The organism is candidate division WOR-3 bacterium, from assembly GCA_039801725.1.
GTDB lineage: Bacteria > Hydrothermota > Tepidihabitantia > Tepidihabitantales > DTDR01 > DTDR01.
The window spans coordinates 2,400-28,658 of record JBDRVE010000022.1; the positions used below are offsets into that span (position 1 = coordinate 2,400).

Here is a 26,259-nt window from a genome sequence, read left to right on the forward strand (position 1 = left end):
CTCCCAATCAAAATACACCTAATATTGATTTCCAATTAGTTCGGAGATTTATGCCACCACCAAGAGGAACCGGTTCCATTTCGGGTGTTGTCTTAGATTCCTTAACCAATCAGCCAATCGCCAATGCCCAAGTTGTTGCTATGCTTCATTTAGGTAGAAGACCGAGAATTATTGGTAGAGCAATTACTAATGAGAATGGTGAATATGTTATTGAAAACTTGCCAACCAGCGATTATATTGTTATTGCTCGTGCCTTTAATTATTATCCAAAAAGATATCCGGAATTGGTTCATGTAGAAGATGGTCAGAACACACCAGATATCAATTTCCTTTTAGTTCCAAGAAGTCAAGAGCATAGATATCGTTACGAATTAGAAAACCGAATAAGAGAAAGGATAAGAAGAAGATAATTCAATCTCCTTTTCTCAAAAGGATGGGCAGGGGATATAGTTCCTCTGCCTTTTTTATTTGACATAAAAATAAATTTTTATTATTATATTTCAATGTTTATTTTGAAATGAGATTTTTATTACCAAGCCGGGCGCTTGGAAGGTTTTCTTTTATTTTTATTTTAATTCCCAGAAGTAAAAATTTTTTATTTAAAAGGAGGAAAAAATGGTTAGAAGAGATTTCACAATTAAAGATGTTCAAGAAGTTTATCAAGGTGTTGGTGGTAAACTTTGGGAATTAGTTATGGGCGAACAAATTCATTCGGGTGGCGAAAAGGCTACCGATATTTTGGCACAAGCCTTAGAATTAAAACCAGGGATGCTTGTGTTAGATATTTGCAGTGCCTTAGGTGGACCTGCTCGCCATTTAGCAAAAAAATACGGTGTTAAGGTTGTTGGTTTAGATGCCACACCAAGAATGGTTGAAGAAGCAATTAAAAGAACCGAAGCGGCAGGATTAAGTCATTTAGTAGAATATGTTTTAGGAAATGCCTTAGATTTACCATTTAAGCAAGAGACTTTTGATGTGGTTTGGGGACAAGAAGCTTGGTGCTATATCACTGATAAGAAAAGATTAATCAACGAAGCCTATCGGGTTTTGAAAAAAGGTGGAAAAATCGGTTTTACTGACTGGATTATCACTGGTGAACCTTCACCGGCTGAACTTCAAGAACTTTTGGATTCAATGACCTTTCCTTATATGGAAACCTTTGAAGGCTATCAAAAATTATTAAAAGAGGCTGGATTTGAAATCTTAATTGCCCGTGACGAAACTGAAGATTTCCATAATTATTTTATTGAATATCAAAAGAAAGTTCACGGTGAATTAAAAGATATTATCCTTAATGATTTTGGTAAAGATATTTTTGATTTTGCCTCCTATTTAGTAAATCTTTGGGAAAAGGCATCAAGAGAGCATAAAGTTGGTAGAGGATTTTATGTAGCGATAAAGAAGTGAAAAAAGATATTTATGAGAAATTAGCCAAAGCGGTCTTTAGTCTAAATCTTTCTTTAACAGAAAAGATTTCTCAAGAAATTGTTAAAAATAATTTAGATTGCCAGAAAGCAATTTTTCAAGGTCTTGTTTTAGGAATAAAAAAGGTTTCGGATTATTTTGCTCGAGGAAAATATTTTATACCGGAAGTTCTCGTTGCTGCTGAATGTTTTTATAAAGGTTTTGAAATATTAAAAACCAATCTAAAAAATCCTTTACCCAGCAAAGGAAAAATTATTTTAGCAGTGGTTGAAGGTGATATCCACGATATTGGTAAAAATATTGTTAAACTAATGGCGGAAATGGATGGTTTTCAAGTAATTGATTTAGGTCGAGATTGCCCGAAAGAGAAAATTTTGGAAACTGCTCTTAAAGAGAAACCGGAGATTATTGGACTTTCTGCCTTAATGACAACAACGATGTTAGAAATGGAAAAAGTAATAAAATTATTAAAAGAGAATAACATAAAAGCCAAAGTGGTGATTGGCGGTGCGCCAACTTCCCAACTTTTTGCCCAAAAGATTGGTGCTGATGGATACGCTCCCGATGCTGTTTCCGGTGTTAAATTATTTAACCAATTGATTAATGATTGAAAATATCAAAGTCTTTCCCTTAGTAGTTGCCAACCATGCAGCCTATTTAACCGGTCAAAAAGAGAGGGAACTTTATTGCGACGGTGAAAAACTGGCAAAGGCTCTTTTGTACTGCCAGAAATATTATAATTACGATGCGGTAATTGTCTTTTCCGATGTTTATGTGGAAATGGAAGCAATGGGCGGAATTTTATCTTTTCCGGAAGATGCGCCACCAGTAGTAAAAAGTTATCCTCGTATAATTAAAGTTGCCAATCCTTATACCGATGGCCGAATAAAAGAAATATTAAAGGCTGCTACTTTCTTAAAAAAATATCTTAAAAATATCCCAATTTTTGTCTCTTTAAAAGGACCCTTTTCCCTTGCCTGTCTCTTGGTAGAAGCAGAAAGATTCTTTATGATGCTTGTTGAAAAGGAAAAGAAAGCAAGAGAGTTAATAAATATTGCCTTTGAAAATCAATTGAAATATTTAAAAGCAATCTTAGAGATTAATTGTATCCCTTTTATTGGTGATCCTTTTGCTTCCGGTTCGCTGATTGGTTATAATCTTTTTGAAAATTATGCCTTGCCACCTTTAAAAGAACTTATTAAAGAAGCAAAATTTTGTGGACTCCATATCTGTGGTGAGACAAAAAATCTTTTGCCTTTAATAATTGAGACAAAAGCGAAGATTATCTCGTTAGAAACGGATATTCAATTTGCCAAGAGATATTTTCCCGAAGATATTTATCTTATGGGCTCAGTGCCTACTGATTTGTTAGTTAATGGTGATATCTTTCAAGTCAAAGAGGAATGCGAGAAAGAAATTTTAGCCGGTGGCAAAAATTTTATTTTGTCAACCGCTTGCGATGTTCCCAAATATGCCAAAAAAGAGAATGTAAAAATGATGGTAGATGTGGGTCATATCTATAAAAGATTGTGATAAAAACTCTTTTACATCTTCTTGCTGAAAAAGGCTATTATTTAAAAAATTTCTGTGGTCGAGGAATTTGTAAAAAATGTGAAGTTATTTTGGATAACAAAAAAGTCCTTGCTTGTCAGACAGAAATTCCGAAAGAAATAAATAACCAAAAACTATTTAAAAGAATTAACATCCCTTCCTCTTTTTTTCGTTTTTGCGACAAAAAATTTGATGAGACTGATTGCTTAGCAATTGATTTAGGAACTACTACTATTAGAATTGGTTATAAAAAAAGAGAAAGAGTTATTAAAAAAACATTTACCAATCCTCACTTTCTTTTTGCTACTGATATTTTTTCTCGCATAAACGTTTATCCTCTCTTAAAAAAATATCCCTTAATGGAATATTTAAGAATAAAAGAATTAAAAAAGGGAATAATCGTTGGTAATCCAATTATATATCATTTTTTACTTAATAAGGTATCTTCTTCTTTAGGAAAATATCCTTACCAAATGCTTATTCCCGAAAAAGAGATTATTTATCCAATTAAAAATAAAAAAGAAATTCAAATGGTACCAATTATTAGTAGTTTTATCGGTGGTGATATTGTTTCGGAAATTCTTTATACTAATCTTTATAAAAAGAGGTCTTTTTCTTTATTAATTGATTTAGGAACAAATGGTGAGATTGTTTTAGGGAACAGAGAGAAAATTTTTGCCTCTTCCTGTGCGGCTGGTCCGGCTTTTGAAGAGAGATTTCATTATTATGGCTCAAGGATAATTTCTTATTTAGCTGATTTAATCAAAGAAGGAATCGTTGATAAATCAGGAAAACTTAAAAGAAAAAATCCTTACTTTTCCCAAAAAGATATAAGAGAACTCCAATTGGCAAAATCAGCAATTGCCAGTGGAATTATCATTCTTAGTAAGATTTCTGGAATCCCTCTATTCCAAATTGAAAATGTTTATCTTACTGGAAATTTTGGTTCAAAGATTGACATTGAAGATTTATATACTATCGGTATATTACCCAAGGAAATTAAAAGCAGAATTTTCTTCTCTCCGGATCTACCATTAAAAGGAGCAATAAAAATTCTTAAAGAAAATTCTTTAATGAAAGAATGTTTAACAATTGCTGAAAAGACCGAAACCTTCTTTTTACCGGAAATTAAAGAATTTCCACAAATCTTTGTTAATCAAATCCCTTTTCCCTAATGCGCATTGGTTATTTTTGTTTATATACACCCATTGAACTTCTTTACGCCCTATCTTTAAAACCGGTCAGATTAATTCCTTCTCAAAAATTTGATTTAACAAGTAAATATTTTCGCTATGATGCTTGTCCTTTCTTGAAAAATCTTTTCAGCAATTTGGCGAATAAAGTTTGGGAGATCGACGGAATTTTTTTATTAAGTCTTTGCGATGGCCAAAGAAGATTAGGAGAAATTTTAAAAAGGGAGATTAACTATTTAAAAATTTATGAAATCTACTTTCCTCGCACTTATAATCTTACTGCTTTTCAGTTTTATTACGAAGAAATTCTTGATTTTATTAAACTTTGGGAGAGAGATTTAAAGTTAATTAACAAAAGATTGAAAGAAGAAATAGAAATCTTAAATAAAAAGAAAAGGAGATTATTAAAAATTGTTGATAGTCTAAATTTTTTAAAAAAAGCAGAATTGATAAAAGAGTTTTGGGAGAAAGGAGATATTCCCGAAACTAAATTTTTAGAATCTTCTGTTTCCGAAAAAGAAAAGGTATTATTTTTGGGAAGTTATTATACTCCTTTAGACTGGCCAATTGCCAAAATGATCGAAAAGTACTTTACAATCGCTGCCGATAGTTTCTGCACGGTTTCACGCGGAATTGATTTCTACCCACCAATTAGTGATTTAAAAGAGTACCTCTTTTTCTATTTTTCTAAAATTCCTTGTATTTTAAGAAGACCTAACCGAATTTTTTACCACTATATAAGAAGAAAAATTACAAAATATAAAATTAATAAAATAATTCTTTATACCTTAAAATTTTGTGATGCCTTTTCTTTTGAAAAGGAGAGTTTAAAAACTTATTTGAAACGACCAACCCTTTTGATTGAAAGTGATTACTCCTTTGATACCACTTTGCAAATAGAAACAAGAATTGGCGCTCTTTATGAGAGTTGATTTTTTTACTTGGAATGAACTTTTCCAAGAGATTCCGGAAAGAATAATTAAAAAATATAAATATTATAAAAGAAAAGAAGAGTGGGCAAGATATCTCTCACCACCCCAGACCTTTGCTATTTATGGAATGCGCCATTTAATGAGTTTAAAATTCGACTCCTCTTTAGAGTGTCTAAGATTATGGGGATTTGTTTTTAATGAAACCGAAAGACTCTTTCGGGCGAAACAGATCAATAAAAAAATAATTGCAGTAATGGGCGATTTGGGTGGTATTCCACCAATTATCTATTCCTTTAATTCTTTGATTGGTTTTTATCCCGATTGTCTTTGGTGGCAACCTTTCTTTTCCGAAAATTATAATCTTTTTGAAGTTACCGGTAGGGCAAATTTTCCGGAAACCTCCTGTTATTCACGGGTTGTGTATGCTACCTTTCTAAAGAAAGCCTATTTTCCCAAACCAGATTTAATCGTTGCCTCTACCGGTGCTTCTTGTGATGATTACTCTTGTGTAATGCAAAATATATCCAACCTTTTTTATAAAGATAAAAAAACTGAATTTATCTGGTTAGAAATTCCACCAAGAAAAGAAAAAAGAGAATCGGCAATAAAATTACTAAAAGAAAATTATCGGAAATTAGCCAAGATTTTGAGCGAAGTCGCTAATGAAAAATTGACTATTGAGAAATTAATTTCGGGAATAAAAAGGGTGAATCTAATAAGAAGAAATTATCAAAAATTAAAAGACCTCGTTGGTAAAAGCGAAATTGCTCCTTTAGGTGCCTTAGAAATGTTATTATTGGAATTTGGTAACCTTCATTTTTATTCTGATATCTTTGAATGGCAAAAAATTCTTTTGGGAATATTAAATTTGGTAAGAAAAAGAGTTAAAAATAATGAAGGGGTATTAAACAAAGAAAATAAAAAGATTGTCTGGGCAACACCACCGGCTGACCCTTTATATCTTATTTACTTTGAAGATAAAGGAACGAGAATTGTTGGCAGTGAGTATATCATTAACCAGGCGCTACAAATAATTCCGATAAATAAAACCGACCCCTTTACCGCCCTTGCGGAAAGTTATCTTTCTGCTTCATTAATTGGCAAAACAAAAGAAAGAGCAGATTTAATAATTAATGAAATTAAAAAATATCAAGCGAAGGGGGTAGTTATCTCGCAAGTTTTTGGTGCTTCCCATTGTGCCTACGAAACAGAAATCTTAAAAGAAGAGATTGAAGAAAAGGCAAAAGTTCCAGTTCTAATTATTGATATCCCTCTTCCCGCTTCCGAAATACCCTTACAGACACAAACAAGAATAAATGCTTTCATTGAAAATCTCTGATGGAAATTCTAACTCCTCGCGAAAGATTTAATCTTTTAGTTTTTGATGAGACTCCCGATAGGGTATTAATCTTTCCTTTGATAACCAATCATAGTGCCTATGTTAGTAATTATTCAATCAAGGATTATTATACCAAAGGAGAAATTCTTGCCCAAGCGCAAATAAATGCTTACGAAATTTACCAAACCGATTTTCTCTCGGTATTCTCCGAAGTAGGAATTATTGCGGAAGCTCTGGGAAGTTATTTTGAATATCCCCAAGAGGATTTACCTAAATTGAAAAAACCTCTATTTTCTAATCTACAAGAGTATTGGGAAAGAAAATTAAATTCTCAGTATGACGAAGGAAAAGGAAGGCTCTATCTTTATTTTGATGCGATAAAAATTCTTTATAAAACCTTGGGTGATATTTTGCCAATTCTTGCTTATATCCCGGCACCTTTCACAACCCTTGCTTTACTTTTTGAGCCAACAGAAATATTAAAAGAGGTAAGTTTTTCTAATTTAGAAAAGAAGAAAATCTTAAAGGAAGTTTTATTATTAATTACCGATTTTACTATTCAATTTATGAAAAGTGTGATCAATTATGGCGCTTTACCAATTGTTGTTGACCCTTTAGCATCCGGTAGTGTGATTTCACCGGAAACCTATAAAAACTTTGCTTTACCTTATGAAGAAAGACTTATTAATTATCTTCACCGCTACGATTTAGATGTAATTTTACATATCTGTGGTAATACCCAAGTTTATTTAAAGGAGTTAAAAAAATCCACCGCTGATCTTTTAAGTTTAGATAGGATAAACTTATTTTCAGCCAAAAAATTTTTGGGAAATAAGTTTCGATTAATCGGCAATTTTGACACCACAGAAATTCTTCTTTTATCACCTGAAGAAATCAGAAAAAAGGTAAAAAATTTGGTTTTAAAAATGAAGAATAATAAAAAAGGCTATATTTTAGCAACCGGTTGTGAAGTCCCCTTCTCTACCCCCAAGGAAAATCTTATTACTTTTATCGAAGAAGGTAAACGATGGGGAAGATATAAGTTTTAACTTGCTTTTTTAAGTTTATTTTTCTATAATTTATTTATGGTTGATAAATTGAATTTGCTTTCGAAATATGCCAAGGTTTTTCAAAGATTAATTGGTAATTATGAAAAAATTAAATTGAAAAGCGAAGATTTTTCCCTTTTAGAAAAAAGCCTCCAAAAAATTAAAGAATTTTATGAAAAAATTGAATTTAATGATTTGAAAACCCTTATCGGTGAATGGTTAAAAAAGGAAGAGGAATGGTTGAAAAATACTATTTTGGAAAAACAGGAAAGATTTGGTCAGCAATTAAAAGAAGAGTTAGAAAAGAACAATCTATCTTTTAGTGGTCTCTTTCCCAATATTAGAATTGGAATATTTACTTTGGAAATAAATTTTGACTTAAATACCTGCCAAATTTTTTATGGTCCAAAGATTGAAAAATTGAAAACCAAAATTCCCTTACAGGCTTCTACTATTATAAAAATTTTGAAAGATTATTTAACCTATCTTAATCAACCTTTTAACCCTAATGAATATTTTAAAAAACTTCTTTTGGCATATGAACGTTCTTTATTTTTCCAAAAATTAAATTTTGGTGAAAAAATATTTCTAACTGATTTACTTTCGGAACTTATTTTTCTGTTACAAAGAAAGGAATTTTATCTAGACCCTAAAAAAGAAAATTTTAAAGAATATTCCCGAATAAATTTTAGTTATGATTTATATCGTTTAAAAACTTCATTGGGAAATCAATTAGAAAATTATTCTTTTAAACTCTGGATTGCTCCTTTTGATGCTACCTTAGATAAAAAGAAGTCAATTTGGATACCAAATAATGAAATCGGCGAAGGGACTTATTTCTCTTATATCTCTTTTGAAAAAATATGATCAACAAAGAATTGGCAAAAGCAATTGTTCATAAATTAGGTTCTTATGGCACACCTCCCGAATTTGGTTTAGAGTATTACACTGTGGGATTAGAAAAATATTTAGAGGTTATTGAAGAAGAGTATTTTAAAGATTATTTAAAATTAAAATTATCTTCTTTTAAATTGATTGTTGGCAATTATGGCGGTGGTAAAACCCATTTCTTATATTGTTTAAGAAAGAAAGCAATGGAAAATAATTATCTCACCAGTTATGTTTCTCTTTCACCAGTAGAGTGTCCTTTTGATAAATTAGAACTTGTTTACAAAGTGATTGCCTTGAATTTAATGGCACCCAAGATTTCCGAAGAGATAAGTTTTGATACTTTCTATTACGAAAGAGGTATTGATAATGTCATTAAACTTTGGTATCAGAAAATAAAAGAACAGGTTTCCAAAAAGGAAGACTTTTATAGTTATTTAGAAGGATTAAGTGGTATCGAATCTATTTCTTACTTAAATGCCTTAAGAGGAAGTTTTGAAGCCTTGATAAGAGAAGATTATGAGAGTTTTGAAAATCTTATTCAATATTTAAAAGGAGAAGAAATTACCAAAGATATTCGAGGAAAATATCGGATTTCGGAAAGATTAGACAAAAGTACCGCTTTTCGTTTTATCCGTTCTCTTGCTCAATGGGGACATTTAATTGGTTATAATGGACTTATTCTCTTCTTTGATGAAGCCGAAAGGGGATTAAGTATCTCTAGCTCCCGTGATAAAAGAAGAGCATTAGATAATTTAAGGCAAATTATTGATGAATGTGGTAATGCCCGATTACCAGGAGTAATGTTTTTCTATGCGGTTACTGACGAGAATTTGATTTTAGAGGGTAGTGGCGGTGTTTATGAAGCGTTGAAACAAAGATTAAGAAGCACTTTTACCGCCACTAATCCAACCGGTGTAAAAATTAATTTAGAAACAATTGAGAAAAAACCGGAAGAGTTTCTATATGAACTTGGTTTAAAACTTGCCCATTTATTTGAAATTGCTTATGATACCACTTTTAACGAAAAGATATTAAAAGCAACAATTGATGTCTTATCAAAAGCCTGCCTAACAACCTTTGCTTTAGATATCAGTTTCCGTAGATTATTTGTCTTAGGAATTATTGAAGCCTTTTTTAGATTAAAAGAAAGAAATTTTAAATCTGCCCTTACCGCCAAGGAGGCGGAAGAAATTTTAAAAACATCCTTAAAGAAGATTGAAGAAGAAAAAGAAAGCGAAATAGAAAGTGAAGAGTTTTAATGGAAGTAACTAAAAGAGTTATTGTTTCTCATCCTGTTTTTGGTGAAGGAGAAGTAATCTCTTCCCGTTTAAATGGTCAAGAACTTTTTGTCCATTTTAATTCAGGTTTAAAACTTTGGGTTTTAAAGAAAAGGCTTCTTTTTATTTCCGAAGTTGATACTTTTGAAAAGAAATTTGATAAGATAAAGGCAAAAAGAATTTGTGAAGCTTTACGGATGGGAATTGTGCCCCGACAAGATTGTGAAGATTTTACTTTCGGTCGGGAAGAAGAGGTTAATATTTTAAAAAAGATAATAAAAAAATTAAAAGAAGGAAAAGGGGATACTTGCTTAATTGAAGGAGAATATGGTAGTGGCAAAACCCATCTCTTAGAATATTTATATCATTCTGCTTTAAAAGAAGGGATTTGTGTTTCTAAAATAACTTTAACCCCTGATGAAGTCTCTCCTCATCGACCCAAAAGATTTTGGAAAGAATTTGTCTTTAATTTAAAATTTCTTAAAAATGACCAAGAGTATGGTTTTCGGGATTTATTAAGACAGGCAACTAATTTAAATCTTTATGATAATATCTTCTTTTCAAAACTTTTACCAAAATTAAAAAATATTGATGAAGGAAGTATCAAAAGCGAAGTATTGTGGCAATGGTTAGAAGGCGAAAGTACCAAAGAGTATGCGGTCTATCTTACCGATAAATTCCGAATAAAAGGGGGAATAAGAATTCCTGCTTTGTATGATTTTTCCACTGCCAGTGATTTCTATTGCTATCTTATCTCTTCGCTTTCTTATATTGCCCACCAATTAGGACTTTACGGGATTTTACTTTTAATTGATGAGGCAGAAACCGTGGCTCATTTATGGCGTTTTCAAGATTTTCTAAAAGGATTAAATTTTCTTTATGGTTTGGTGCGGGTATGTTATAATGACCCAGAATTAAAAAAACTGGATAACCAGATGATTCATAATAAAATGAAACCAACACCTTATATTTATAAAGATGCTTATCTCAGTATGGTGATGGCGACAACTCCATTAACTTACAATTATGAATATATAAGATTAACCACTTTATTTAAAAATAAAATAACTTTAAAGAATTTAAAAATAAAAGATCTTTATGAATGTTTCTATACCCTTTATAACATCTACAAAACTTGTTATCCAAATTTTCAATTATCAGAAAAAGAACAGCGAACAATTTTAGAAGAAGGGATTGAAAGAAGTTTGGGAATTAGAGATTTTTTAAAATTTATTATTGAAGTTTTTGATATTTATCGACATACAAGTTCTTTAGTATTTATTAATAAATAATGGGAAGTGTTAAAGATTTAATAATTATAAAAGAACCAAAAGAAAACCAACCAGGAATTGGTCGTTTTATTTTCTCAGATAGATATTCAGTTTTTGACTGGGGAGAAATGCCTGACAAGATTGAAGATAAAGGAAAAGCCATCTGTCTTGTCAGTGCCTATTTCTTTGAAAAATTGGAAGAAAAGGGTATCAAAACTCATTACTTAGGACTTTGGGAAGATGGTAAGACCAAAAGATTAAAAGAACTCAAGGAACCAACCAATATAATGGAAATAAAACTTCTTCGGGTACTGAAACCAGAAATTAAAGAGGGTAATTATGATTATTCCATATATAAAAAAGAAAAAGTTAATTTTCTCATTCCCTTGGAAATTATTTATCGTAATTCCTTGCCCGAAGGTTCATCAGTTTTTAAAAGATTAAAAGAAGGTAGTTTAAAATTGGCTGATTTAGGGTTAACCGCGATGCCCAAACCTGGAGAAATCTTAGAAAACCCGATTATTGATATCTCAACAAAATTAGAAAAAATTGACCGGTATATCAATTTTGAAATTGCTAAGGAAATTGTTAATCTTAGCGAAAAAGAAATAAAAGAAATAAAAGAAATAACTTTATTTATCAATAAATTAATAACCGAAGAAACCCAGCGAATTGATCTTTTTAATGAAGATGGTAAATTGGAATTTGGCTTTGACGAAGAAAGAAATCTTATATTAGCGGACGCTTTGGGAACTTTAGATGAATGCCGATTCACTTATCAACAAATTCCTGTAAGCAAAGAACTTGCTCGGATTTATTATCGAAAAACTGAATGGTACGAAGAATTAGAAAAAGCCAAAAAAATCGACAAAATAAATTGGAAAACCTTGGTAAAAATTCAGCCGCCTTCTTTACCTTTAGAATTTAAAAAGTTAATAAAGGATATTTATTTAGCCTATTGTAATGAATTAACCCAAAGAAATTGGTTTGATGTTCCTTCGTTAAAAGAAATCTTAGAACAAGTTAAAAAATATCTTTAATTTACTTTTATCAAAATGATTAAAAGTATCTATAAAAACTTATGTCCCAATTGCGGAGGGGAAATAACTTCCGAAAGGTTGATAGCAAATTTACCGTGTAAAAAATGTGAAAAAGAGAGTGGCGAAATAAAAAAAATAAAAGAACTTCAAGAAAAACTGAAGGAGTGGGAAAAACATTTTGAAAAACATATAAAAGGCAAACCTTGGGGACTTCAGACTACTTGGGCAAAAAGAATTTTTACTTTTTCTTCCTTTGCTCTTTTAGCACCCACCGGTATTGGAAAAACTTCTTTTGGTCTATCAATCGCCAGTTTTCTTTTAAAATTTGGTCAAAAATCCTATATCATCGTACCAACTCGCTTGTTAGTGGAACAGGTTTATGAGAAACTTAAAAACTTTGGTGTTAATGAAAAAGATCTTCTTGCTTTCGATGGTGGTCTTAAAAAGAAGAAAAAAGAAAGATTACAAAAGGGAGAATTTAAAATTTTAATCACCACCTCAATGTTTCTTTATAAAAATCAGTCAATCATTCCCAAAGAATTCTCTTTTATTTTTATTGATGATGTCGACTCTTTTTTAAAAACCGCCAAAAATATTGATAAAGTTCTCTATTTATTAGGCTTTGACGAAGAAAGTATCAAAGAAGCAATAAATTTTATTAAATTAAAAGGGAAAAAACAAAAAAGCGAAGAGGATTTGAAAAGAATAGAAGAGATTTCTTCGCAATTAAGAAAAATCAAAGAAAATCTTAAAGGGGTATTGGTAGTCTCATCAGCAACTGCCAATCCTCGTTCTTCCAGAGTAAAACTTTTTAGGGAATTGTTAGGTTTTGAAGTAGGGGTACCGACTTTTTATTTAAGAAACATCGTGGATGTATACACTGAAGAATCTTCTTTAATTGATTGGATAAAAAAATTAGGAAAGGGTGGTTTACTTTTTTTACCCAGTGATAAAGGAAAAGAAAGTATTGAAGAGATTATTGAAATTTTAAAGGCCAATAATATAAAAGCCCTTTCTTATGAGGAAATAAATGAAGAAAATTTGGAACTATATCGTAAAGGGGAAATAGATATCCTTGTGGGTATTGCCAGTTTCCGTAATCCTTTAGCACGAGGATTTGATATGCCCGATGTCTGTCGATATGCTCTTTTTTATGGTGTGCCTAAAATTATAATCTCTCTAAAATTTGAAACTAACCTTTCTCATCTTTTGTGGGCGCTCTCCTCTATTCGGCCTTTTATTGTAAAAAATTTAGGAGAGTATACTCAAAAAATTAACCATTGGCTTTTACAACTTAAAAAATATCAAAATCTGAATGAAGAATTCATCAACCAGAGAGAAAACCTGAAAAAAAAGATAGAACAATTAAGAGAAGAAATTGCCCAATTCTTAACCAAAAAAGAGATAATCGAATTTTTAAAAACTTCTGAAGAGGTTACTTTACGACCAACGGAGGAAGGTTATCTCATGGTTGTTTCGGATGTTACCGGATATCTTCAAGCGAGTGGCCGGGTTTCCCGAATGTATGCTGGGGGAATTACCAAAGGACTTTCTTTAATAATCATTGATGACAAAATTGCCTTTAATCATTTAAAAAGAAAAATAAGATGGTTTAGTGACGAAATAGATTTTCTTCACATAAGCGAAATTGATTTACCGAAAGTTCTTGATGAAATCAATGCCGACCGTGAAAAGATTAAGAATTTTTTAATAGAAAGAAAGATAGGAGAAACTAAGGAAATTTTAAAACCCATTTTAATTATTGTGGAGTCACCAAATAAAGCAAGGACTATTGCTAATTTCTTTGGCAAACCAATAAGAAGAAGAATTGGCGAATATGATATTTACGAGATTTCTTTAGAAGATAGGTACTTAATGATTACTGCTTCTTTTGGTCATATTTTAGACCTTACTACCAATGAAGGTTATTATGGCGTTATCTTAAATGGTGAAATTATTCCCATTTACGAGCCTATTGAAGGAAAAGAGGAAATAATAAAAACATTAAGGAAGGCAGCCTTAGAAGTGGAACAAGTTCTAATTGCAACCGATCCTGATACTGAAGGTGAAAAAATTGGTTGGGATATAAAAGAAATTTTAAAACCATACATTGATGATATTAAACGAATGGAATTTCATGAGATTACTAAAAAAGCGATAATCAAAGCAATCAAAGAGCCAAGAGATTTTGATTTGAACTTAATTAAAGCCCAAATTTTAAGAAGAATTTCTGACCGTTGGATTGGTTTTGAATTTTCTCAATTTCTCCATCGGGCTTTTGGCAAACCCACTCTTTCAGCAGGTCGAGTTCAAACACCCGTTTTAGGATGGATTATTGAAAGAGAGAAAGAATTTAGAAAAAGTATCTATAAAATTTTTATCAATGTTGAAAAAAATAGTAAAAAACTAAGATTAAATTTCACTTTTGAAAATGAAAAAACCGCTCTTGATTTTTATAACAATCTTAAAGAAATAGAAATAGAAAAGATTGGCGAAAGAGAAGAGATAGAATCTCCTTTACCTCCTTATCGGACCGATACCCTTTTAAAAGATGCCAGTGATTTTTACCGTTTCTCCTTACCAAAAACAATGGAACTTGCCCAAACCTTGTTCGAACTTGGTTATATTACTTATCACCGAACTGATTCTATTAGAGTATCAGATACTGGTATTAATATTGCCAAAGAATTTATTAAAGAAGAATTTGGCGAAGGATATTTTCAGAAAAGAACTTGGGGAGAAGGTGGGGCTCATGAATGTATTCGTCCAACAAAGATTTTAGAGCCGGAGGAACTCCGTTCGATGCTTTTGAGTGGTCAAATTGAAGGGCTAACTAAGGAACATATTTTACTTTATGAAATAATTTTCAAAAGGTTTATTGCCAGCCAAATGAAACCAATAAAAGTAAAGATTGTCGATTATTTAGTAAAAGTGCATTATAAGCAAGAAAAAATATCTTTAAGAACAGAGATTATTGAGCCTGGTTGGGATAAAATTTTCAAATTAGATCTCTATCCACCGATGGAAGGAAATTATAATATAGAAAATAAAAAAGAAATCAAAAGACAACCAAAGGCCTATCGTTATACCCAAGGTGAATTGGTTTTTGAAATGAAACAGAAAGGCATTGGTCGACCTTCCACTTATGCTTTAATTATTGAAAAACTATTAGAAAGAAAATATGTTATTGATATAAAAGGATTTTTGGTACCTACAGAATTAGGAAAGGCTGTTTATTCTTATTTAAAAACAATTGACGAAGCGAAAGATTTGCTTTCTGAAGAATTTACACGTAAATTGGAAAACTTGATGGATAGTGTTGAGAATGGCGAAACAGATTTTCAACCAATTCTTTACGATTTATATCGCCAACTTTTAGCAGTTAAAAAGGGTAAATAAATTTTCTAAAAGAAAAAGGCCGGGAATAAATCCCGGCCTATCTTTTTGAGATATCGGGCAACTTTAATGAATTATTAACTTCTTGGTTGCTTGATATTCATTGGCAGCAAACTTGAGAATGTAAATACCGCTGGAAAAACTCTTGACATTAATCACAAAGTACCCTTTATCCGAAGCGGCGCTACAAACAAGTTCACCAAGAGTATTGTAAATCTTTAATGTGGCTTTAATATTAACTGGCAATGTATAAGAAACTTTGAGATAATTTTTTGTCGGTATCACAGTTAATGCGAAGTTTTTTAAACTTGTCGTCCCAATTTGAATTCCCTTGTTGTCCGAAGGAACAGTATTTGCTAAGAATTTATCCGCAGGTATGTATAACCAGAACTCATTAATTCCGTTGCCGATAAAGGCAAAAAGACCTTTGGCTTCTTCTGAATAGGTTAAGGCACCGCCACCTTTTACTTTCTTAGAAGGCGTACCTGTTGGTTGACCAACATCTTCTCTAATCATCCAGGTATCTTTTCTGAGGTCGTAAGCAAAGAATTCTAAGGTATTACCGCCTTTTAAAGCATAAATTAGATTATCGTTAGGATTATAAGCACCGGCACTTCCTTCCTTTGCCTTCTTTTTCTTTTTAGTTGAACCAAATAATGGCATCTCTTTCTTTTTAACTCCTTGGCCACCGATAGGTATCATATAAAATTCATTTATTTTGCCGCCAACTCTTAATCCGTAAATCGTATCATTAACATAAACAATCCACGAACCAGTCTTCCATTTATTCGCTGGTAAAGAAGGTGGATTACATTCTTCAAATTGTTCAGTATAAATATTAAACCGTTTCCATTCGGCATTATTAGAACCACAAATCACATAAACAAAGGAGTCACCATCAAATGTCATTGAAGAGCCTTTTATTCCTTTAGAAAAAGGAACCTCATATTCTTTCCAAGAATCTCCTTCCGGATAATAACGCCAAAATTCCTTAGTATTATTTCCTTTTACAATATAGAGATATTTACCATCGGTAGTAATTGCTGCTCCTTTTTTCACATTCTTTTTCTTAGGAGTAAGAGAGGAAAGAGGAACTTCGCTTTTCTTTTTCCAACTATCGCCATTTACATAATAAGCCATTAAATCTCTCGTATTATTTCCAATCAAAGCATAAACCTTATCACCCAAGGCACCCAAGGCACCGCCACTTTTAACTGGTTTTTGAGCACCACTTACATCTTGTTTACGATACCAACCACCAACTTGAGGAATAGAGGTAGCCACTTTAAAATTACCAATAATTGAATCGTTATTCGGATTCATATCGGTAAGAGCGGTCTTGATAATTGTTTTAAATTCACCAGTATCATTACAATTATAAGAGCGGAAATTTAACAATACTTCTTGCGAGGGCTCTACCGTTTGATAGATTGAATCAATATAAACCAAATTATTATCTTTATCATAGATTCTAAAGAATGTCCAGAAAGAGACACTTAACTCACCAAAGTTTTTAACCTTACCCGAAACTGGTTTTGTTGTGCCAACTTGAATTATGCCCGTTGGCGAAAGAATCTCGGTAGCACCAACGTCTAATTGACCACCCCAGAAAATACCGTCAACACAATCATTTTCTGAATTCATATCGCCATCAGTTGTTGTCCGAAAATAGATTTCGTGAATCCCCAAAGAAATTATAATTGTGTCAAAAGTAATAGTTATCTCTTCGTAAGGCTCAAGATGTTCAACAGGTATTTCCCGCATATATTCTAAGGTAGGAATTGAGCATTTCACCAGAACATTGTACTCATCTAAATTTCCGTAGTTCTTTAATTTACATTTTGGTTCAATTTCCATTCCCACTGAATAACCACCAACTGGTTGGATAATTTCACTAATACCAACATCCTTCCAATAGACGAAGATAAATACTTCCGAAGTATCATTACTTCTATTTTCGTCTAAATCGTAATTAGTGATACCCTTTACTACAAAATTGCCCACAGTTTGTGGTATCCAGGTATCAAACTCAACAGTTATCTCTTCTCCAACTGGTAAATTTTCAATCTCTCTTTCACTGTTGTAAACCATATTACCTAAACTATCATAAATTCGGAAATAAGCAGGAAAAGTTGCTGAAGAAGTACCATAATTCTTAACAACCATTTTCGGTTGTAATGGCAATTTGGGAATATTACCAACTGGCTCAAGAATCTCCTTCACACCAACATCTCTAAAACTACCTGAAAAAGTAGCAGAAGCAGAATCGTTACTTAAATCCATATCGCCTTCGGTTGTCACCATAAAGTAAACCTGATAAGTTCCAATAGGAATAGTAATCTGGTCAAAAGTAACTTCTCTTTCTTCATAAGGTGCAAGATTATCTACCGTCTCTACATCATAATATCCTTCTAAATCAGGTATTGAGCACCTTACTGCAATATAAGATTCAGGAAGATTTCCAAAATTTTTCACCTTGCACTTCGGTTCAACTTGGGTTCCTGGCAGATAATTGCCAACCGGTTGAATAATCTGAGAAATACCAACATCTTTCCAATAGACAAAAATATTTTTGATTAGAGTATCATTTCTTGGATTTATGTCACCTGTTAGATAAACTATCCCAATTATTGTAAATTGACCAACCGTATCAGGTGTCCAATCAGAATAAATTAAAGTTATTCCTTGTTCCGGTATTAGACCAGAAACTTCTGTTGATTCGTTATAAACCAAGTTACCCTCAGAATTATAAATTTGGAGATAGGCAAAAAAATCTTCGCAAGAATTTCTGCCACAATTTTTAACAGCCATTATTGGTGTAATTGTCTGCTTGGGAACTGTATCCTCCGGAGAAATAATTTCTAATACACAGACATCATAATCATAAGTAATTGCCTTTGCAAATTTCAAAATGAAAGCATCACGGGTAGCTTGACTGTTTAAGGTATCTTGATAATAAGCACTTCCACCAGGATTTAAAGTTGGAAAATCTGTTGACATAGTTTGACCGGTAACAAAGAAATTACCTGAATCATCTACCGCAACTGACCAGCCAATATCTTCATTGCCTCCGCCATAAAAAGTTGCCCATTGACGAATACAATTATCGGTAAATTTTAAAAGAAATATATCCTGGCCTCCGTTAAATGTGCTGTCATAATAAGCACTAAGACCAGCATTATAGGTTGGAAAATCCGTTGATTGAGTATAACCTGTAATATAGATATTTCCTGAATAATCAGCATCAATTGCATAACCATAATCGTGGTCGTCTCCGCCATACAAAGTTGCCCATTGCCTTACACCACTATTATTAAATTTTAATATAAATGCATCTCTCGCCCCACGAAGTGTTCCTTGAAAGTAAGCTCCAGGATTTGAAGATTGTTGAAGAGGGAAATTAGTAGATGTTGTATGACCAGTTATAAAAATATTTCCCAAGGTATCAAAAGTAATGGAACGACCTTCTTCATTGGCAATATCACCGTAATAGGTTGCCCAAATTCTTGCTCCATTATTAGCAAATTTCAAAATAAACGCATCGTTGTATCCAGCATTGGAACTTTGATAATAGGCACCACCGCCTGGATTTTGGATTGGGAAATTGGCTGATGCGGTATAACCAGTAAGAAAAATATTTCCCAAATTATCAGCAGAAATTGAATATCCACAATCATCACCAGTTCCACCATAATAAGTTGCCCATTGCCTTACACCACTATTATTAAATTTTAATATAAATAAGTCAAGCCCACCTGCTCTTGAACCTTGATAATAAGCACCACCGCCTGGATTATAAGTTGGGAAATTATCGGCACGTGTGGCTCCGGTAACAAAAACATTGTTTGAATCATCAATAGCAATTGAATATCCATCGTCATGATGGGAACCCCCATAATAAGTTGCCCAAAGCCTTTGACCATTATTATTGAATTTCAATATAAAAGCATCTCGGTGAGGAGAGGGTCTTGAACCTTGATAATAAGCACCACCGCCTGGATTATAAGTTGGAAAATTATCGGAAGTAGTAATTCCAGTAATAAAAATATTACCTAAGTTGTCAACAGCAATTGAATAACCTTCTTCGCCACCGCTTCCGCCATAATAAGTTGCCCAAAGCCTTTGGCCATTATTGTTGAATTTCAATATAAATAAATCATTAGCACCGCCTATTGTTCCTTGATAATAAGCACCACCGCCTGGATTTTGGAGTGGAAAATTGCCAGAATTTGTATACCCAACAATAAATACATTTCCATTATGGTCAGTAGCAATCGCCCGACCATAATCGTGACCACTTCCGCCGTAATAAGTTGCCCAAATAAGCGAGAGTGGTGGGTCAATAATAAGTTTCTCTTTTCTCTGCCACTTTTTAACTTCAAAAGAAAGTAATCCATCTTCCGAACGATAGAAGACATCTGTTTTTTTATTACCTTCATAGGCGATAATCTCGCCATCCTTTATATTGCCAAGTGGTGTTTTCAAAAGAAGTTGTTTATTATCTACTATCTCCCAATCCGCATATTTTACCTTTATTTTGATATCTTCTGGATTTGCCTGTGATGAAACTTCAAACTCGTGATGAATTACTCCATCTTCGTATTTCCATACCCAATCAATACCAGGATAAATATCTTTAATCCTTACTTTCTGATAGGTCTTCACAAAAAGAATTCCATCAGGACAATTGGGTAGGTAATAATTAGCATATCCCGGAAGTTCCTCTTCGTAAATAATTTTCTGTTTATCAATAGTAGCACCAATTAATTCCAAATCAATTCGCGCATAATGTAATTTCGTCTCATCATCGGTATCTGCCATCTTTACATTTTCTGCTACCCTTTCTAAATGATAAATTACATAACTGACGCCATCTTTTCTGATGAAAATTCCCAAGTTGTTATCTCTCGCTTTCAAAAGGACATCATTAACCCTTTCTCCATTGAAATCACCAACCTGACCAAGATTTTCCTCAAAACCACCAGAAGAGAAATAACAACCCTCCATTCTCTTTTGGGGAATAGAAGGATTTAAAAAAGCAAAAACTCCAATAAAGATAAGTGAAATCAAAATAATTACTCGCATTTTCACCTCCTAAATTCGTTTTAATCAGGGTGAAATTTTAACTTATTATTTTAGTCAGCTACCACCCCTTTTAACTGACTAAATTTTAACTGAACTTATGCCCAGTCCTCAGTTAATATTGATTATATTATACCAGAATTTTTAAAAAAGTCAAGTAAAAATTTAAAAAATTTTAGTAAAATTTTCTTCTTATTTTTCAATAACTTATAAAAAATAGATTTTTCAATCGTAAACTTATGGAGTAGGGGGTATATTATAATTAAGGATTACATATCTTACAAGGTTGATAGCCCTTTTTTAATGCCTCTTCTTTGGAATTAAAATAAACTTTGTTTGCGGGATTTATTTTCTTTGCCCATTGGCAATCGGGCAGATGAAACTTTAAGGTTTTTGAATTACCGATATAAATTAATTTTTTCTCTATCGGCTTTTCTTCCCAAAAAGGATTAGATATTTCTGAGGATTTAATTTCTTCAATTTTTATTTTTAAATTCTCTATCTCTCTTTTTAAAGATACATTTTGAAAATAGATAACAATCAAAAGAAAATTTAATATTAAAAGTAATAGTTTAGAAAAGTTATCCATAAGTCATCTAAATAATATTTTTTATCCTCTCCCAAATCTTAGATTTTCTTTGATATTCGGGATATTTTGAATAAATCTCTTTTAATAATTGTAATAAAGTATATTTCTGATATTTGGTTTTTAATTTAACTATCTCTTTTATGAGATTCTTATCAATTTTATTAATAATATTGATTATTCTTTGGGCTTCTTTTAAACCTTTTTCAGTTAGTCGGTATTCACAAATCACTTCTTCATCAAAATAACCAATTATCTCTTTCTCAATTTCAGAAATCTTTAATTTGGGATGTAAAATTTTCTTTACCAATCCCTTTTCTATTAAATCTTCTAAATCCGTATAAATCTTCTTATCAAAAGGACCTAATGAATAAGGAAGAAAACGGTAATAATTTTTGAAATATTTATCAATATTCAACTCCCTTTTTAATAAAAACAAAAACTTCATTAATCGAGTTATGCCAAAAACCTTATTAAAAATTGCCAATAATAAAATAATGAAATCGGCTCTTTTTATCTCCTCTTTTTTCTTTATCCTTTCTTTTATCTTTTCCCAAATTTTTTCTTTCTCTTTCTCGCTCAGAATTTTCATCTCGCCAATTGCTTTGAGAAATTTCTCAGTTTTCTTTTGGATAATAATCTCCTCTTTTATTATTTCAGGCAGATTATTTATCTTTTCCTCTTCTTCCATAATTGAAAGAAGATAATCAATCTTATCCTCTTCTAATTTCTCAAAAACTTTTCTAATCTTTCTCTTCTCCTTTTTGAGGAAAAAGAGTAAGAGATATTCATTTGGTTTTAGGTATCTTTTTAGATTATCCCAATCTTCTATTATCAAAAAAGTTTTTCCGTCAAAAAGATAGACGGTAAATTTCAATTTCCTAAAAATCTCTAATAGTGAAAGGTTTTCATAAGAAGCCGCAAGATAAAATAAATTCCTTTTCTTATCCAAAAAAGGTTTTGCCTTTTTTAGAAAATCAAAATCACCTTTTATCAAATAAACTTCCGGCACCGCTACCTCCTTTTAAAATATTTATCCCTCATTGATTTGGGTGTTCTTTCGTAGATAATTCTTCTGAGTTTAAAAATACTTTTCTTTATTGCTCCTTCGCTGGTATTTTTCTTTTGGGCAATCTCTTTTATTTGATAACCTTTTAAAAAATATAACTCATAAATCTCATAAAGATTTCATTCAAAAACTTCTTGGCAATCTCATTTGCTTTATCATATTCACTTCTTTTGATAAAAAGTTCTTCTTGGCTTGGTGAATTATTTGGAATATTTTCATCTAATGGTAAATCCCTATTTCTTTCCCTCACATAATCAATCGCGATATGTTTGGCAGTAGTTATTAACCATCCACAAATTGTCTTACTTTTTAATTTAACAAAGGGATTCCATTTACTAAATTTCTCAAAGGTTTCGGCAACCACATCTTTTGCTAAATTTTCATCTTTTACTATTTTCAATGCCTTATTAAAAATTATATCAGAATATTCCCTAAAAATCTCTTCCAAAAATTTTTCCTTATCCATCTCTTCCTTCATAAAATAAACTAAAAATTTTAACAATCTACCACCTTTAATAATAAGATTAAAAATTTAATAGTCAAAAATTAGAAATAGAAAATGAAATTACTTAGTAATTTAAAAGTTAAAAGAAAATAATCTTACTTTTTATTTTTCCTTTATAAACTTATCCAAATTTAGAAATGGGTCAATATTTAAATCTATTATCTCCTCTATCTCTTTATCTTCAATCGCTTTTACCTGAGTTTGAAAATCTTTATAATAAGTGATAAAAATATTCACATCCTTTTTTGCCTTTTCTATTATGGGATAGATAAAATAAGGGCTATGGGTTGAGATAAAATATTGGTTATCATTCTCATCCAAAGCAATCTTCTCAGCAAGAAGTTTTGTATAATGAGGAAAAGAATGGGCTTCTGGCTCTTCAAAAATGAGTATTGAATTCTCATTAGTCTCTATTGCTACCAAATAAAAAATAATCCTTTGTAAAGTATAAGAAAGAAGCGAATAGGGATAGGCAATTACTACATCTTCAATTTCTTTTTGGACTTCAATACTTTGCTCATTAGGTTTCAAAACAATCTTCAATTCGAAGGGCTTAACTAACTCGTTAATTCTCTTTCTTAAATCCTTATTCATCAACAAGATCTCCAATAAATTATCTCCGCGTGGTGGCAACAGATAGGGCTCTCGTAAGGCAGTAGAAAAATAATTAATAACCTCAAATTTATAAAATTTAAAAGGATTTTTCTCAGCAGATAATAATCTACCATCTACATAATCTTGAAAATTAAGAGAAAAGGAGAAAAATAAATTATCTCCTTTCCGACATTCGCCAACAAAAGTATCAACAGCAAATTTCAACTCCAATTCAAACTCATCAGCCCCAATAAAAATTGGTTTTTCAATCTCATTATCATAAAAAAGATTAGTGGTTGTTTCGTAACGGATAAGTTTCTTAAAAGGATAATCCGAACCCAAAATAAAGGGAAAGGAAAAAATTCCCACACTTTCCAAAATGTTTGATTTACCGGTATTCGGCTCACCAATAAAAATATTTACTCTTTTACAATCCAACTTCAATTCCCTTATTGACTTAAAATTCCTAATTTCCAAATTTTTAATCATACTACTATCTTATCTAAAATATCTTATTTTATCAACAATTATATATATTATATCAAATTCTCAAAACTTTTAATACTGGTTTAATATATATTTTTTATCATCTTCGTTTTAAATTTAAAATTAAAAAGAGAACATCTTAGGGAGATTATTATTTTTTCTGGATTTTTCTTTTAGGTAAAATACTATTCAATACCGGAAGTTCCCCATATTCCTTAAAATAATTCTTTAAAGTTTTCTCTTCTTCTTTTTTAATTTGATTTTTACATAATCTTTTAAAAGAATATTCTAACCGCCAGTTACTTCCATACTGTGTTTTAAAATTTCTTGTGCTTTTTATTAAATGAAACTTCTTTCCCTCACTATGAGGAGATATATTTTTTTCTACAGCCCTTCTAAAGTTATTCAATCTTCTTTTTAAATTTTTTGTTCTACCAATCATTAGAATGCCGTTTTTATCTTTCTTTAAAAAACGGGGTATAGCGATTGGTTTTCCTTTATGATTTGACAAACGAATTTTATAAATAGCACTCTTCTCATAAGAACATGGCTCTTTCTCAAGATCCTTCCATTGACTCCATTTATTCTTCCGTTTATCCATTTTTATTTAAAATAATATAAGAAATCTTTTTAAAAGTCAAATATGTAAAGATTAATAAAAAAATTTTTACCATATGTGAAAGCTTCTTACTAAATATAAATTTGGTAATTTGTGAAAAAAGAAAACGAACTTTTTGATGGAAAAGAGTAAGAATATTGGTTTTGCCATTTTTATTTTGGATCTTTAAGAATTTTCGCAAAGAAAAATATAAAGAATTGGCTCTAACTCTGCCTTGGAGATTAGGGCTTAATAAATAAAGAGTAATAACTTATAATTACTCCAATTAGTTATGTTTTTAAATTCTTATATTCTACCAGTTTTAATCTTAATTAAGAAAGATACTGATTTTTGAGTATTTCCTAAAATATAAACATAAGGATTTTTAGGTTGATGTATCTTTACCTCTCTTCTCATATAACCTTCTTACACTCTTTAACTATTTCTTAACAGATTTACCTAAATAATTTAATTCTAATATAAAAGGAATTATAAAAAGAAATATAAAAGCCTTAAATAATTTGAATGATTATTTTATAATCTAATTTATTTTTTATTGATTTCTTGATTGTTAATTTTAATCATTATACCTTTAAAAACTAAATTAAAGACTAAATTCTATAATATCTCCTATACTGCCCCCTTTTTAATAGGGGGTAAAATCCTCCTGTTCTATTAACATAGATTTTAGAAAATATATAAAAGGTATATTTATTTAGCCATTAAATAAGAAAATAATAAGACGTTAAGCACCTCCTTTTTAAGTTTGTTTTTCAATACCCTTTTCTTAATTGAATTACCTAAATCTAATGCTATTTTTGTCCCATAATACCAATACTCTAATCTCCCGTAATCACAGCCTAATAACTTTAGGTTTCCCATAAGATATTGAGATTTATTAACATAGATAATTATAACCCCTTTATTCTTATCTATTCTCCCCATATATATATGACGAAAAAATACCCCTAAAGGTTACCACTTTTTTTAATAAAAAATACTCAAAGAGATAAAACCAAGAAATAGGTAAATATGACTATTATTTCGTTTCGCTTTCTAAAATTTGTTTTATCTGCTGTTTTAACTTGGGAAGTTCTTGTTTAATGATATACCAAGCAATTGATAGACTTATACCGAAATATTCATGAGCAATTCTGTTTCTGAAATCAATTATGTCTCTCCAAGGAATTTCGCTATACTTATTTTTTATTTCTTCAGGAATATTTCTGGATGCTTCACCAATTATTTCTAAATTCCTTACCACGGCATCAATTGTTTTGCTATCATTTTTAAAATCATCGAATTGAAAATCTCCAATATATCTTTCAATCTTTTCAATACACTCTAAAATATCTTCTATGTATAATTTCCAGTTTCTCTTAGACATAGATTAGTTCCTCCATTATGTATTTCCGCCGATTTGGTTTAATCGCATCAAAGGTCACTAAATCAACTTTTGTTCCCAATATTTCTTCCAGAAACCTCGCAAGACGGAAAAATTCAAAACCCACCGGTTCACTAAATTCAACTAAAATGTCAATATCGCTTTTTTCGTTTTGTTCATTCCTAACATATGAGCCAAAAATGGCAATACTTTTTACTTTAAATTTTTCTTCTAATTCTTTTTTATGCTTTCTAATAATCTTTATTATTTCTTCAATATTTTTCATATTTAAACAACCCTATATTAATATTATATTTTTCCCTAAAAAAATCAAGTTCTATCAAAAAGGACTTTCCCGCTTTAATATTTATATAGAAAGAAAAAATAAGGAAAAATTCTATTGTTAAAGTATTGTAAATTTAATGAGAGATATCTTTATCCTTTAATTCTATTGCTCCTTTTAAATGTCTCTCAAATCTTAAAAGGTTTTCAATAAGTTTCATTCCAAAACCTCAGATTTTATAAATTGGTAAATCCTTGAATATTCTAAATATTTTCTAAGAACCGATAGTTTTAATTCTAAAATATAAT

Annotated in this window: 22 protein-coding genes; 13 read left to right on the forward strand and 9 right to left on the reverse strand. The window is 31.0% G+C overall.

The annotated features are described in order from the left end of the window. The 13 genes from ABIK75_05480 to rgy form a co-directional block, all read left to right on the forward strand. A partial coding sequence (locus ABIK75_05480) for a carboxypeptidase-like regulatory domain-containing protein (protein MEO0090538.1) occupies window positions 1–410 on the forward strand: 410 nt, incomplete at its 5' end. Between the two features lie 205 nt (window positions 411–615). Beyond that, window positions 616–1,407, forward strand: a complete 792-nt coding sequence (locus tag ABIK75_05485) for a methyltransferase domain-containing protein (protein MEO0090539.1) — start codon at window positions 616–618, stop codon at window positions 1,405–1,407. Continuing rightward, window positions 1,404–2,036 carry a corrinoid protein gene (locus ABIK75_05490; protein ID MEO0090540.1) on the forward strand — a complete coding sequence of 211 codons (633 nt, stop codon included), beginning with the start codon at window positions 1,404–1,406 and terminating at the stop codon, window positions 2,034–2,036. The genes ABIK75_05485 and ABIK75_05490 overlap by 4 nt, the downstream gene beginning before the upstream one ends. Beyond that, window positions 2,029–2,958: a uroporphyrinogen decarboxylase family protein gene (locus ABIK75_05495; protein ID MEO0090541.1), complete on the forward strand. Its 930-nt coding sequence runs from the start codon at window positions 2,029–2,031 to the stop codon at window positions 2,956–2,958. Before ABIK75_05490 ends, ABIK75_05495 begins: the two co-directional genes overlap by 8 nt. Continuing rightward, complete coding sequence (locus ABIK75_05500) at window positions 2,955–4,151, forward strand: ASKHA domain-containing protein (protein ID MEO0090542.1); 1,197 nt, start codon at window positions 2,955–2,957, stop codon at window positions 4,149–4,151. The genes ABIK75_05495 and ABIK75_05500 overlap by 4 nt, the downstream gene beginning before the upstream one ends. Continuing rightward, window positions 4,151–5,101 (forward strand): 2-hydroxyacyl-CoA dehydratase family protein, encoded by a 951-nt coding sequence (locus ABIK75_05505; GenBank protein MEO0090543.1) that lies wholly within the window; start codon window positions 4,151–4,153, stop codon window positions 5,099–5,101. Before ABIK75_05500 ends, ABIK75_05505 begins: the two co-directional genes overlap by 1 nt. After that, on the forward strand, window positions 5,091–6,440 hold the full coding sequence (locus tag ABIK75_05510; GenBank protein MEO0090544.1) for a 2-hydroxyacyl-CoA dehydratase family protein: 1,350 nt from the start codon (window positions 5,091–5,093) through the stop codon (window positions 6,438–6,440). Before ABIK75_05505 ends, ABIK75_05510 begins: the two co-directional genes overlap by 11 nt. Beyond that, a complete protein-coding gene (locus tag ABIK75_05515; GenBank protein ID MEO0090545.1) occupies window positions 6,440–7,489 on the forward strand; it encodes a uroporphyrinogen decarboxylase family protein in 1,050 nt (349 codons plus the stop codon). The genes ABIK75_05510 and ABIK75_05515 overlap by 1 nt, the downstream gene beginning before the upstream one ends. Before the next feature lie 36 nt (window positions 7,490–7,525). Further along, the gene (locus ABIK75_05520; GenBank protein ID MEO0090546.1) at window positions 7,526–8,356 is read left to right on the forward strand and encodes a hypothetical protein; all 831 of its coding nucleotides are present in this window, start codon (window positions 7,526–7,528) and stop codon (window positions 8,354–8,356) included. After that, the gene (locus ABIK75_05525) at window positions 8,353–9,639 is read left to right on the forward strand and encodes a BREX system ATP-binding domain-containing protein (GenBank protein MEO0090547.1); all 1,287 of its coding nucleotides are present in this window, start codon (window positions 8,353–8,355) and stop codon (window positions 9,637–9,639) included. Before ABIK75_05520 ends, ABIK75_05525 begins: the two co-directional genes overlap by 4 nt. Continuing rightward, a complete protein-coding gene (locus tag ABIK75_05530; GenBank protein MEO0090548.1) occupies window positions 9,639–10,949 on the forward strand; it encodes a BREX system ATP-binding domain-containing protein in 1,311 nt (436 codons plus the stop codon). The genes ABIK75_05525 and ABIK75_05530 overlap by 1 nt, the downstream gene beginning before the upstream one ends. After that, entirely contained in the window at window positions 10,949–11,968 is a 1,020-nt protein-coding gene (gene purC / locus ABIK75_05535; GenBank protein ID MEO0090549.1) for a phosphoribosylaminoimidazolesuccinocarboxamide synthase, read from the forward strand. Before ABIK75_05530 ends, purC begins: the two co-directional genes overlap by 1 nt. A gap of 15 nt (window positions 11,969–11,983) precedes the next feature. Further along, window positions 11,984–15,367, forward strand: a complete 3,384-nt coding sequence (rgy, locus tag ABIK75_05540) for a reverse gyrase (GenBank protein ID MEO0090550.1) — start codon at window positions 11,984–11,986, stop codon at window positions 15,365–15,367. A 63-nt stretch (window positions 15,368–15,430) separates the two neighbouring features. Here the strand turns inward: rgy and ABIK75_05545 are convergent, their stop codons facing one another. The 9 genes from ABIK75_05545 to ABIK75_05585 all read right to left on the reverse strand — a co-directional run bounded on the left by ABIK75_05545 (window position 15,431) and on the right by ABIK75_05585 (window position 25,954). Then, complete coding sequence (locus ABIK75_05545) at window positions 15,431–20,449, reverse strand: SBBP repeat-containing protein (protein ID MEO0090551.1); 5,019 nt, start codon at window positions 20,447–20,449, stop codon at window positions 15,431–15,433. 259 nt (window positions 20,450–20,708) lie between these two features. Next, a complete protein-coding gene (locus ABIK75_05550) occupies window positions 20,709–21,035 on the reverse strand; it encodes an Ada metal-binding domain-containing protein (protein ID MEO0090552.1) in 327 nt (108 codons plus the stop codon). A 7-nt stretch (window positions 21,036–21,042) separates the two neighbouring features. Further along, window positions 21,043–22,044 carry a hypothetical protein gene (locus ABIK75_05555; protein MEO0090553.1) on the reverse strand — a complete coding sequence of 334 codons (1,002 nt, stop codon included), beginning with the start codon at window positions 22,042–22,044 and terminating at the stop codon, window positions 21,043–21,045. 142 nt (window positions 22,045–22,186) lie between these two features. Further along, window positions 22,187–22,579 (reverse strand): sigma factor, encoded by a 393-nt coding sequence (locus ABIK75_05560; GenBank protein MEO0090554.1) that lies wholly within the window; start codon window positions 22,577–22,579, stop codon window positions 22,187–22,189. A gap of 129 nt (window positions 22,580–22,708) precedes the next feature. After that, a complete protein-coding gene (locus ABIK75_05565) occupies window positions 22,709–23,689 on the reverse strand; it encodes an AAA family ATPase (protein ID MEO0090555.1) in 981 nt (326 codons plus the stop codon). Between the two features lie 148 nt (window positions 23,690–23,837). Continuing rightward, window positions 23,838–24,287, reverse strand: coding sequence for a hypothetical protein (locus tag ABIK75_05570; protein ID MEO0090556.1), 450 nt, complete (start codon window positions 24,285–24,287; stop codon window positions 23,838–23,840). 708 nt (window positions 24,288–24,995) lie between these two features. Continuing rightward, window positions 24,996–25,166: a hypothetical protein gene (locus tag ABIK75_05575; protein ID MEO0090557.1), complete on the reverse strand. Its 171-nt coding sequence runs from the start codon at window positions 25,164–25,166 to the stop codon at window positions 24,996–24,998. 157 nt (window positions 25,167–25,323) lie between these two features. Next, the gene (locus tag ABIK75_05580) at window positions 25,324–25,671 is read right to left on the reverse strand and encodes a DUF86 domain-containing protein (GenBank protein ID MEO0090558.1); all 348 of its coding nucleotides are present in this window, start codon (window positions 25,669–25,671) and stop codon (window positions 25,324–25,326) included. Continuing rightward, complete coding sequence (locus ABIK75_05585; GenBank protein MEO0090559.1) at window positions 25,664–25,954, reverse strand: nucleotidyltransferase family protein; 291 nt, start codon at window positions 25,952–25,954, stop codon at window positions 25,664–25,666. The genes ABIK75_05580 and ABIK75_05585 overlap by 8 nt, the downstream gene beginning before the upstream one ends. Between the last annotated feature and the right edge of the window lie 305 nt (window positions 25,955–26,259).